Here is an 11171-nt window from a genome sequence, read left to right as displayed (position 1 = left end):
CTGCGCCGCCGCCGGTGAATCCGCCGCGCTCGAATTCAAGAAATCCACCGCCGAAAAGGACTGCGCTTGCAGAACCCTCTGCGCCTTCGCCAACGGTCAAGGTGGTCGAGTGCTGTTCGGCATCACACCGGCAGGTAAGGTCGTGGGTCAGACGGTCACCGACCGCACCCTGGAAGAACTTGCGCAGGAGTTCCAGGGCTTCGAGCCGCCCCTGTTTCCATCGGTCGAGCGCGTAAGCATCGACGAGGGCCGCGAGGTGTTGGTGCTTACCGCGCCTCGCGCGGCGCGTGCGCCTGTCGCCTTTCGCGGGGTGGCCTATGAGCGGGTGCTGAACACCACCCGCATGATGCCGCGCGAGACCTACCAGCGCCTGCTGCTGGAGGAGATGCACGCGACCGAGCGCTGGGAGAACCGGCCGGCTGCCGGCTGGGATGTCAGTCGCCTGGACAGGCGCGAGATGGTGCTGACGCTGGAGGAGTCCATCCGCCGCGGCAGGGTGGACGACCCGGGTACGCGCGAGCCGCTGGAGATCCTGCGCGGGCTGGGCCTGCTGGTCGATGGCGACAAGGTCTCGCGGGCGGCGGTGGTGCTTTTCTGCGCCGACGATGCGCCACTGCCAGACTTCTCGCAGTTGTTGCTCAAGGTAGCCCGCTTCAAGGGCACGACGCGCGACGAGTTCCTGGATAACCGCCAGTTTCACAGCAATGCCTTTGCGCTGATGCGGCGTGCCGAGCGATTCCTGATCGACTCGTTGCCTGTGGCCAGTCGCATCGTGCCAGGGCGCATGGAACGCGAGGACACACCGCTGCTCCCGGTGGAGGCCCTGCGCGAGGCGCTGGCCAACGCTTTCGTCCACAGGGACTACTCGGTCGGCGGCGGCTCGGTGAACGTGGCGCTGTACGAGGACCGGCTGGAGATCATCTCCATCGGCGATCTGCACTTCGGGTTGACCCCCGAGGCGCTGTTCCGGGAGCACGAGTCCAAACCCTGGAACCCGATGATCGCGCGGACCTTCTACCGGCGCGGCATCATCGAGACCTGGGGCAGGGGAACGCTGAAGATCGCCCGGCTGATGCAGGAGCGGGGACTCGAGCCGCCGGCAGTGGCGGTGCGCCAGGGTGCGGTGGTGATCACTTTCGTGCTGCCAGCGCCAGTGAAAACGCCCGAGAAAACCGAAACGCCCCAGAAAACGCCCCAGAAAACGCCCCAGAAAACGCCTGCCCTGATCGTCGACCTCCTCCGGCAGCGGCCCGAGTTGAGCTTTGCGGAGATGGCAGCGAAGTTGAGCAAATCCGAGAGCGCGATCAAGCGCGCCGTGCGCAGGTTACGCGAGTCAGGCCGCATCGTGAGAATCGGTCCAGACAAGGGTGGCCACTGGCGGGTGATCAAGTGAGCAACCGCGGTGAACGAATCCACCGTCAGAGCCTTCCCACGGGTGAAGATCGACGCGCTGTTGGCAGCCCAGGGCTGGAACACCCGGGACCCCGACGCTGTCAGCCGTGAGGTGGTGCTGCCCGACTGAACGCCAGGCATCGTGCGTCGACTATCAGCGCAGACCGGCTCCCTCGGTATCGAACACGAAGCTGATTCCCGAAGGCGCTTGCTGCAATACAAGGACCTGAATCTGCGCCGCGTCAAGACAGCCTTCGAAAAGATCAAGGCTGCCATAGAGGCGGACGACTTCCGCTCGGCCGATGTCAAGAAGCTCAACGCAGGCCCCTACTACCGCGCGAAGCTCGACTACGCGAACCGCCTGCTGCTGCAGTTCGCGCGCATCGACCGGGCCGAGTCCGACGGCGGCACCGAGACCGTCTGCCTGGCCCTGGAGGTGATCGAGAACCACGCCTACGAACGCTCGCGCTTCCTGCGCAGCGCCGCGGTGGACGAAGCGCGTATCGAGTACGCAGCGGCGGCCGATGCGCAACCCGCCGCACTGGCCGCCGACGCGACGCCACTACGCTGGCTGGGTCAGGGCCGCACGCAGTTCGAACTCCTGGACAAACCCAACGTCTTCGACGAGACGCAGGAAGATGCCTGCCGCCACTCGGCGCCGCTCGTCGTCATCGGCTCGGCCGGCTCAGGCAAGACCGCGGTCACGCTGTCGCGCCCGCGCGAGGCCGAAGGACGCGTGCTGTATGGGACCCTGTCGGCCTACCTTGCGCAGAGCGCGCGCGCTGCATGCGGCACTGGGCTTCGAGAACCCGAAGCAGGAGGTCGATTTTCTCAGTTACCGGGAGTTGCTTGAAACGCTGCGCGTGCCGCCGGGCCGCGAAGTGACGCTGCCGATGTTCGCGCTCTGGTGCGAACGACACCGGCAGGTGCTGCGCATGCTGGGCGATCTCGATGCACAGGCCCTGTTCGAGGAGTTCCGCGGCGTCATCGGCGCGCGGCCGTCGGGCCCACTGTCGCTGGCCGACTACCTCACCCTGGGTACGCGGCAAAGTCTGCTGACCACGGAAGAGCGCGAGCTTGCCCACGGCCTTTTCCAGCGCTACCGCGCCTGGTTGGCCGAGGCCGCTCTGCATGACAGCAACCTCGTGGCCCATGAGTGGCGCACGCAGATCGCCGAGGGGCAGACGCCGATCTACGACTTCGTCGTCATCGACGAGGTGCAGGACCTCACGCCCGTGCAACTGGCGCTGGTGCTCGCTTTGCTGCGAACGCCGGGCCAGTTCATCCTGTGTGGCGACAGCCACCAGATCGTGCACCCGAACTTCTTCAGCTGGGCCGCGCTGAAGAACCTGTTCTGGGAGGGCCTGGCCGGCGACGCCGGTCAGCGGCAGCCCCTGAAGCTGCTGCAGGCCAACTTCCGCAACACCCGCGCCGTGACGCAGCTGTCCAACGAGTTGCTGACGATCAAGCAGGCGCGATTCGGTTCAGTGGACCGCGAGAGCAACTTCCTCATCCGTAGCACCTCGGCAGCAGCCGGCGAGGTGCGACTGCTCGATGCGAAGGAAGATCGTTCTGAACCGTCTGGCCGCCTTGCCCGTCGAGGGTGAGCGCCCGACTTCGACGCGCTGGAGGGCAGCTTTACGCCCCGATCCGCGACCCTGTGGTGGCTGCCGGCTCAAGGCCTTCGCCGTGCGTGCCCCGACGCAAGCGCCAGACATCAACCCCCGACCTTCTCCTGCAGCCACACCTTGATCAGCGACTGGTAGGGCACATCGCGCGCGTTGGCCGCCGCCTTGATGGCATCGAGCAGGTGCTGCGGCAGGCGCAGCGAGATGGTTTTCGTCGACGGCTTCAGGTTGGGCAGCACCACACGCTGCGCCTTCGCCCAGTCAAGATGCTGGGTGGAGTCGCGACCCTCGGTCTCCCAGAACGCGCGCTCCTGCGCCTCGGTCCTGAACCTGGGCAGCGGCTTGGCGGGCTTGGTCATGGACGCTCCTTTCCTTTCGGTGCATGTCGCGCGCCGAGATCACCCGGATCAGCGTGCCATCACCGCGCAGCGTGAAGGTGATGTGCAGCGCACGCCCATCGAGCGTCTTGCCGAGGGCGTGGATGCGCGCCTCCTGGTCGCGGTGCCGCAGGTCTTCCAGCATCAGCAGGGGCTGGTTGAAGAAGACCTCTTCGGCCTCGGCCTGCGCCGCGCCGTGCTTCTCGTTCCTGCGGGCGTTACCGTCGTTCCAGTCGAAGCCGATGATGCGCGCGAGATCGATCATTCTTGTACATTATCATCATATACACGCATCGCTTGGGTGCGCCGCTACCGCCGCACGCTCGAGCCATGGCGGGTCGTCGCGCTGACCGGCGACATCGCCGAGCCCGCCGCCTGGCTGACCGGCCTTCGCCTGCTCGGCTGAAAGCCCGCGCCCCAACCGGATCACGCATGTCAGACATCGACTCCCTCCTCGCGCCGCTGATCGATAAAGCCCGGCGCATGCCCTGCACCGATGAAGCGGCCTACCTGGCGGCCTGGAAAGCGCACGCGCTGCCGTTTGCCGACAGCCCGCTGCCTCTGGCGGTGGCGGGAGGCATGATCGCCGACCGGCTGGCCTGGGTGTTCCAGGCCGGCTACCAGGCGGCCTGCCGCGATGCGTTCCCGGAGATCCGCTCCAGTGGCTGGATCGCCTACGCGGCCTCCGAAGACCGCAAGGGCGACCCACCCTTGCCGGGCGTGACGCTTGCAGACGGTCACCTGCACGGCAGCAAGACCTGGGTGGCCGCGGCACGCAGCGTGGACCCGCTGGTCATCAAGCTCGGCAACGGTCCGGGTGCCCGCTACCTCCGGGTGCCTCGCGACGCGCCGGGGCTCACCCTGGTGCCGGGGCACCGATCCGGCTTCCTGGGCGATCTGAGCCAGGGCCAGGCGCATTTCGAGCGCACGCCCCTGAGCGCCACCGCGCAACTCGATCCCGGCCGCATCCGCCGGTTTCCCGTGACCGAACCCTTGTACCTCTATGCCGCCTTCTGCGGGTTTGTCATCGGCAGCACCCGCGAGGCCGAGCTGACCCGATGCGCACGAGACTGCCTGACCGCGGTCGCAGCCGCACTCGGGCCGGCAGGGAGCGGGCTCGACCGAAGCCGACTCGGCCACGCCGACGCGCTGGCCCAGGACCTGCGCGCGCGGCTTGCCGGCAACCGGCTTCAGGCGGCCGGTGACTGGCCAGGCGATGAGCGATTGATCGCGATGTATTCACGCAGCCTGCAAGGGCAGGCACAAGGGCACTGACCCCGGCTCGACTCGGAGGAGAGCGCCGCCAGCCGGCAACCGAGGCCCGCGCGGCGCCGGGGGCTTCAGAAGAGCTTCGCCACCCCCAGCAGCAAGGCGGTCTGTGCGGTGAGCGCGCCCATGGCCCACTTCACCAGATCGACCTTGCCGGCGGCAATCTCACGGGTGAGGCGGACATCGAGACTCGCGATCTCACGAGAGACCGAGGCTTCAGGCTCGGCGATCTCGCGAGACACCCTGGCCTACCAGCCCACCGGCCGACGATAGCGACCCGCCCCCATCGCGCCCATCGGCCGGATGACCGTGGCCGGCGACGGCCGGGCATCAGCGCGGCAGGATGCCCATCTTCTTGCAGATGATCTGCAGCATCACCTCGTCGGCGCCACCGCCGATGGAGATCAGCCGCAGATCGCGGAAGGCGCGCGAAACCGGGTTGTCAAGGGTGAAGCCCATGCCGCCCCAGTACTGCAGACACGAGTCGGTGACCTCGCGGCACAGGCGACCCACCTTGAGCTTGGCCATCGAGGCGAGCTCGGTCATGTCGCCGCCGGCCATGTGGACATCGGTGGCCCGGTAGACCAGCGAGCGCAGCAGCTCGATCTCGGTCTTGAGCTCGGCCAGCCGGAAGTGCACCACCTGGTTGTCGAGGATGGGCCGGCCGAAGGCGATACGGTGCCGCGTGTACTCGATGGTCTGGTCGATCACATCGGTGAGCGCGGTAATGCGGCGCGCCGCCGCCGACAACCGTTCCTCCTGGAACTGCATCATCTGGTAGGCGAAGCCCTTGCCCTCCTCGCCGATGCGGTAGCGCTGCGGCACCCGCACCTCGTCGAAGAAGATCTGCGCGGTGTCCGATGACCACATGCCGATCTTCTCGATGCGCTGCACGCTCACCCCGGGCGTGCGCTGGCCGTTCTGCCTGAGCGGCACGCAGATCAGCGACTTGTTGCGGTGGGGCTCGCCCTCGGAGGTGTTGACCAGCAGACAGACCCAGTCGGCCTGGGTGCCGTTGGTGATCCACATCTTGGAGCCGCTGATCAGGTAGTCGTCGCCATCCTTGCGCGCCCGGGTCTTCACCGACGCCACATCCGAGCCCGCGCCCGATTCCGACACCCCGATGGACACCACCTGCTCGCCGGCGATCGCGGGCACCAGGAACTCCTGGCGCAGCGCGTCGGAGCCGAAGCGGGCGAGCGCCGGGGTGGCCATGTCGGTCTGCACCGCGATGCCCATGCTCACGCCCTGCGAGCCGATGCCGCCGATCGCCTCGCAGTAGGCAATCTCGAAGGAGTGGTCAAGCCCCAGCCCGCCGTATTCAACCGGCTTGTTCACGCCGAGAAAGCCGAGCTTGCCCATCTCGCGAAAGAGCGCGTGCGCCGGGAAGATGCCGGCCTTCTCCCAGGCCTGGATGTTGGGCGTGATCTCGCGGGCAATGAAGTGGCGCACGCTGTCCTGCAGCGCGACATGCTCGTGGGTGATCTGCATGCTCAGTTCTCCTGGATGCCCAGCTCGGTGACGAGCCGGGTCCATGAATTCAGGTCGTTGACCAGCGTGGCGGCGAACTCCTCGGCGCCCGCGCCGAGCGGGTCGAGGTTCAGTTCGCGCAGGCGCTGCTGCATGGCCGGCGACTTCACGATCCGGGTCATCTCGGCCGACATCAGCGCCACCCGGTCGGCAGGCACGCCGGCCGGAAAGAGCGCGCCGATCCAGCCGTACTGCTCGAAGCCCTTGTAGCCCGACTCGAGGAAGGTGGGTATTGCCGGCAGCACCGAGGATCGGCGGGTGCCGTTGATGACCAGCGCCTTGATGCGGCCCGCCTTGAGGTGGGGCATCGGCGTACCGGTGTCGACGAAGGCGATGGGCACATGACCGGCGAGAAGGTCGGCCACCAGCGGCGCGGCGCCCTTGTACGGCACATGGGCCATGTCGAGGCGCGCCTCGCGCTTGAGCAGTTCGCCGGCGATGTGCGCGCTGGTGGCGTTGCCGTAGGTGCCGTAGCTGTACTTGCCCGGACTGGCCCGCACCACCGCGATGAACTCCTCCAGTGTGCTGGCGGGAAAGGCGGGCGGCACCGCGATGATGGTGGGCGACAGCGCGATGTGGGCGATCGGCGCGAAGTCGCGGATCGGGTCGAAGGGCAGGTTGCGACGCAGGGCCGGCGTCTGCACATGCGCGGTGTAGGTGAAGAGCACGGTCTGCCCGTCCTTGGGCGCCTTGGCGACATGGCTGGCGGCGATGATGCCGCTCGCCCCCGCCCGCACCTCGACCACCACCGGCACCTTGAGGCTTCGGCTGAGCTCGGGCGCCATCAGGCGGGCCACGGTGTCGACGATGCCGCCTGCCGCCGAGGACACCACCAGGGTGACCGGCTGGGTGGGCCAGGCCTGCGCGAATGCCGAGCCCGCGCCCAGCGCGAGCAGGACCGACAGCAGGCCACGGATGAGACGGGCTCGGATCGACATCGGGGGCTCCGGGGCGAGAGATGACCCGGTCCAGCCTATCACCGCAGGCTCGGCCTCAGCGGCGCCCGCGGGCAGCGGCGGTCCGGAAGCCGGGCCGCGCTGCGCGAGACCGGTTCAGTCCAGCCAGAGATAGCACCCCGGCACCGGCCGGCGCTGCTCCTCGCGCAGCGGGGCTTGCCGGGCCTCGCGCACCCGGAACCCGGTGCGATCGGCGAGCTGGCGCACGAAGACCTCGGAGTGGGCGTAGCGCAGGCTGGGCAGCAGGCAGGTGTCGATGCCTTCGGGGGGCAGCTCCACCGAGAAGGCGAAGCAGCCGCCCGGCGCGAGCACGCGGCGCACGGCGGTGAAAATGGCCTCGAGTTCGCCGACATAGATGAAGACATCGGCCGCCAGCACGAGCTCGTAGCCGGACACGGCCGTGGCCAGAAAGCTGGCGATGTCCTGGTGCACCAGGTCGCGATAGACGCCAAGACGCCCGGCCTGCGCGAGCATGGCGCGGGAGAGGTCCACGCCATCGATGGCATCGGCGAAGGGATGCACGATCGAACCGCACAGGCCGCTGCCGCAACCCAGGTCGAGCACCTGCCGGTAGCGCGGGGCGGCGCGGATCAGCGGCGCGAGCAGGGTCTGCGGCGCCTGGTAGCGCAGGTGGCCGACGAGGTGCTCGCCGAACTCGGCGGCGTACTCGTCGAAGAGGCCCTCGACGTACTGGCGCGGCGCGCTCGGCGGGGGCTCGCCACCATCGACCGCCGCAAGGTAGTAGCCGAGCAGCTGCGGATCGGCGCCCAGCGCCTGCGCTTTTCTGAACGCCTGCGCGGCCTCGGCGAACCGGCCGGTCTCGCGCAGCAGGCCGCCGCGGGCGCTCCAGGCCGGCTCGAGCGCCGGGTCGGTCTCGGTGGCGCGCGTGAAGGCGGTGAGCGCGGCATCGATCTCGCCGAGGCGGACCCGGCAGCGGCCCAGGGCCAGCCACACCGGCGCCTGGACCGGCTCGAGGGCGAGCGAGCGCACCAGCGCAAGGCAGGCCGCAGCCCAATGGCCCAGGCTGGCGCGCGCCTGGCCCAGGTAAGCCCAGGCGGCCGCGTCATCGGGCTCGACTTCGGTGACACCTCGCAGCAGCGGTTCGGCAGCCTCGAACTCACCGAGATGGCACAGCGTGATGCCCAGGTTGACCATCACCGAGACGCGACCGGGGGCGAGCGCCAGCGCCTGCTCGAAGCAGCGCCGTGCATCAGCCAGTCGGCTCGCCTTGAAGTGATCGAGCCCCTCCAGGAACAGCGTTCGGGCCTGAGCCAGTGGCTCCATCATGCACTCCCCTCCGGAGCCGCGAGCATACCCGGGGGCATGGCGGCGATGGCGCATCGCGAGCCGCGGACGGTCCGGAGCGGCTCGGCTGGAACGCCCCACCCCGAGTCACCGCTGAGCTCACGGGTTAGACTTCGGTCCGAGGCCGGTCGGCGCGCGGCCCTCTTCAGGAGCACCCCTTGTTCGTCCTTCGTCTCGCCCTGCTCTTCCTGTGGCTCTGGAACCCGCAGGCCGCGCTGGCCGCCAATCCCGTCCTGATCGGCCTGGACGCCGAATTCGGCCACAAGACCAGCACCTCGGCACGCGCGGTGCAGCAGGGCATCGAGATCGCCATCGAGGAGATCAACCAGGCCGGCGGGGTGCTGGGGGGTCGACCGCTCAAGCTGGTCACGCGCGACAACCGGTCCATCACCGCGGTGGGGCTGGACAACCTGCGCGAACTGGCCGCCCTGCCCGATCTGGTGGGCGTGTTCGGCGGCAAGTTCAGCCCGGTGTATGTCGAGAGCCTGCCGGTGGTCCATGAACTCGGCATCCCTCTGCTCAACCCCTGGGGTTCGGCCGACCAGATCACCGACCACGACTACCGCCCCAGCTACACCTTCCGGTTGTCGCTCAAGGACGCCTGGGCCGGGCCGGCGTTCATCGCGTTTGCCCAGAAGCAGCACAAGGCGCAGCGCCTGGGCGTGCTGCTGCCGAACACCGCCTGGGGCCGCAGCAATCAGGCCGCGCTGCAGAAGGCGCTGCCTGGCACCGGCGTGAGCCTGGTCGGACAGCGCTGGTACAACTGGGGTGATACCTCCCTGATCGCGGCCTATCAGGAGCTGCGCGCCGCCGGCGCGCAGGCCATCGTGCTGGTGGCCAACGAGACCGAGGGCGCCATCCTGGTCAAGGAAGTGGCGGCCCTGCCGGAGGCCCAGCGGCTGCCGATCATCAGCCATTGGGGTGTCACCGGCGGCGACTTCGCCCGCATGTGCGGCGACGCCCTCGACAAGGTCGATTTCGCGGTGATCCAGACCTACAGCTTCGTCGGGCAGACCGGCCCGACAGCGCGTCGGGTGCTGGCCGCCCTCAAGCGCCGTTTCGGCATCGACTCGGCCGAAGCGGTGACCAGCCCGGTCGGGGTGGCCCATGCCTACGACCTCACCCACCTGCTGGCGATGGCCATCCGCAAGGCGGGCAGCACCGACCGGCGCCGCATCCGCGACGCGCTCGAGCAGCTCGGCCCCTACGATGGGCTGCTGCAGCGCTATCCGGTGCCGTTCACGCCCGCCCGCCACGACGCCCTCTCGGCGCGCAATGTCTTCTTCGCCCGCTACACCGCCGCCGATCACCTCATCCCGATCGGGCCGCCGCGCCCGCCGTCCCCACCGGCCGGGTCACCCGCAAAATGACGCCGGCCACCGCCGCCCAGCCGCTGGCCGACCGGATCCGGCGCGCCTCGTTCGCGCTGACCCTGGGCGTGATCGGTGCGGTGGTGGCGGTGATGATCGGCATCGCGCTGTTCGAGATCCCCGACGATCGCGAGGAGGCGCATCAGGCGGCCATCGGCGTGCTGGGCGGCACGCTGGCGGGTGACCTCGGCAACCAGCTCGACAACCTGCGCGAGCTCAGCCGCAGTCCGCTGGTCTGGACCAGCCTCTCGGACAGCGCCGGTCGGGATGCCTATCTCAAGCCCTTTCTCGCCGCACGCACCGGCACGCCGGGAAGCCTGCCCACCGCACTGGTCGACTACCGTGGGCGCGCGGTGGCCGGCAACCTGCCCGAGCGTGTGCCGCAGGCCGAGGTCGACCGCACCGTGCAGGGCGCGCTGGGCGAGCGGAAGGCCCGCGCCCGGGTGCTCACCGAGCCTGGCCAGGCGCTGCTGCTGGTCGCCTTCCCGGTCATCTATCCGTACACCAGTGATGCCATCGGCGCGCTGGTCTCGGTGATCGACCTCGGCGCGCTGCTGCAACGCCGCGCCGCGGGTCTGGCCAGCGGGCTCGGTGTCGAGATGCGGCAGGGCGATCGGGTTCTGCTCGGTCTGCCGGGCGTGGCGCCCGGTCGCTGGTTCCCGATCGACCAGGCGCTCGCCTTCGAGCCGGCCCCGGAAGGCGGTGCGCTGGGCCTGAGGCTCTACGGGCTGGACAATCCCTGGGTCGCGCCGATGCTGCTGCGGCTGGGGATCATGTCCGTGCTGGCGCTGGCGCTGGGCGCACTCAGCTGGCGCATGGCCGGCGTGCTTGGCCAGCGGCTGGCCGGGCGGCTCAACACGCTGGCACAAGATTGCGAGGCCATCTCGCGCGGGCAGCCGGTGCGGCTCACCGAAGACCGGATCGGCGACGAAATCGGCCTGCTGTCGCGCACCCTGCGCCAGGCGCTCGACGCCTACGAGGAGATCAATACCGAGCTCGACCAGCGCGTGGCGGAACGCACGCGGCAGCTGGCCACCAGCGAGGAGCGCTTTCGGGCTGCGATCGACGCGATCGAGGAAGCCTTCGCCATCTTCGATCCCGAGGACCGTCTGGTGTACTGCAACCGGCAGTATCGCGAGGCCTTCGCCACAGCCGCCGAGCCCCTGGAGCCAGGCTGCCGCTTCGAGGCGATCGCGCTTGCCCGCTGGCGGCAGGATCACCCCAACAGCGACCCCGCACAGGCCGATGCCTGGCTGGCGATGCGGCTGGCGCAATACCGCCGCGGCAGCGACCAGGTGCTCGAACTCGGCCCAGGCCGCTGGGTGCGGGACATCGAGCGCCGCA

General features: G+C 69.1%; 12 protein-coding genes. 6 read left to right on the top strand and 6 right to left on the bottom strand.

Annotated features, from left to right (window positions below; translation table 11 throughout):
• The 3 genes from AC2H6A_RS14120 to AC2H6A_RS14110 form a co-directional block, all read left to right on the top strand.
• A partial coding sequence (locus tag AC2H6A_RS14120) for an RNA-binding domain-containing protein (RefSeq protein ID WP_484274235.1) occupies positions 1-1393 on the top strand: 1393 nt, incomplete at its 5' end.
• 207 nt (positions 1394-1600) lie between these two features.
• On the top strand, positions 1601-2245 hold the full coding sequence (locus AC2H6A_RS14115) for a hypothetical protein (RefSeq protein ID WP_484274234.1): 645 nt from the start codon (positions 1601-1603) through the stop codon (positions 2243-2245).
• Entirely contained in the window at positions 2157-2999 is an 843-nt protein-coding gene (locus AC2H6A_RS14110) for a UvrD-helicase domain-containing protein (RefSeq protein WP_484274233.1), read from the top strand. The genes AC2H6A_RS14115 and AC2H6A_RS14110 overlap by 89 nt, the downstream gene beginning before the upstream one ends.
• A gap of 110 nt (positions 3000-3109) precedes the next feature.
• Here the strand turns inward: AC2H6A_RS14110 and AC2H6A_RS14105 are convergent, their stop codons facing one another.
• Positions 3110-3379, bottom strand: coding sequence for a BrnA antitoxin family protein (locus tag AC2H6A_RS14105; RefSeq protein WP_484274232.1), 270 nt, complete (start codon positions 3377-3379; stop codon positions 3110-3112).
• A complete protein-coding gene (locus AC2H6A_RS14100) occupies positions 3282-3662 on the bottom strand; it encodes a BrnT family toxin (RefSeq protein WP_484274231.1) in 381 nt (126 codons plus the stop codon). The genes AC2H6A_RS14105 and AC2H6A_RS14100 overlap by 98 nt, the downstream gene beginning before the upstream one ends.
• Positions 3663-3829: 167 nt before the next feature.
• Here AC2H6A_RS14100 and AC2H6A_RS14095 point away from each other — a divergent pair, with 167 nt between their 5' ends.
• Complete coding sequence (locus tag AC2H6A_RS14095) at positions 3830-4672, top strand: hypothetical protein (RefSeq protein ID WP_484274230.1); 843 nt, start codon at positions 3830-3832, stop codon at positions 4670-4672.
• A 65-nt stretch (positions 4673-4737) separates the two neighbouring features.
• On the opposite strand, the gene AC2H6A_RS14090 is transcribed toward AC2H6A_RS14095, so the two are convergent.
• The 4 genes from AC2H6A_RS14090 to AC2H6A_RS14075 all read right to left on the bottom strand — a co-directional run bounded on the left by AC2H6A_RS14090 (position 4738) and on the right by AC2H6A_RS14075 (position 8439).
• Entirely contained in the window at positions 4738-4908 is a 171-nt protein-coding gene (locus AC2H6A_RS14090; protein WP_484274229.1) for a hypothetical protein, read from the bottom strand.
• A gap of 88 nt (positions 4909-4996) precedes the next feature.
• Positions 4997-6157 (bottom strand): acyl-CoA dehydrogenase family protein, encoded by a 1161-nt coding sequence (locus tag AC2H6A_RS14085; RefSeq protein ID WP_484274228.1) that lies wholly within the window; start codon positions 6155-6157, stop codon positions 4997-4999.
• 2 nt (positions 6158-6159) lie between these two features.
• Positions 6160-7134 carry a Bug family tripartite tricarboxylate transporter substrate binding protein gene (locus tag AC2H6A_RS14080; RefSeq protein ID WP_484274227.1) on the bottom strand — a complete coding sequence of 325 codons (975 nt, stop codon included), beginning with the start codon at positions 7132-7134 and terminating at the stop codon, positions 6160-6162.
• A gap of 114 nt (positions 7135-7248) precedes the next feature.
• The gene (locus AC2H6A_RS14075; RefSeq protein ID WP_484274226.1) at positions 7249-8439 is read right to left on the bottom strand and encodes a tetratricopeptide repeat protein; all 1191 of its coding nucleotides are present in this window, start codon (positions 8437-8439) and stop codon (positions 7249-7251) included.
• 176 nt (positions 8440-8615) lie between these two features.
• Here AC2H6A_RS14075 and AC2H6A_RS14070 point away from each other — a divergent pair, with 176 nt between their 5' ends.
• Together AC2H6A_RS14070 and AC2H6A_RS14065 are read left to right on the top strand one after the other, a co-directional pair.
• Entirely contained in the window at positions 8616-9827 is a 1212-nt protein-coding gene (locus AC2H6A_RS14070; RefSeq protein WP_484274225.1) for an ABC transporter substrate-binding protein, read from the top strand.
• On the top strand, positions 9824-11171 hold a 1348-nt coding region (locus tag AC2H6A_RS14065; RefSeq protein ID WP_484274224.1), incomplete at its 3' end, for a PAS-domain containing protein. The genes AC2H6A_RS14070 and AC2H6A_RS14065, both read left to right, overlap by 4 nt.

This window comes from Quisquiliibacterium sp. (genome assembly GCF_982640115.1).
This window is presented reverse-complemented; position numbering and strand designations above follow the sequence as displayed.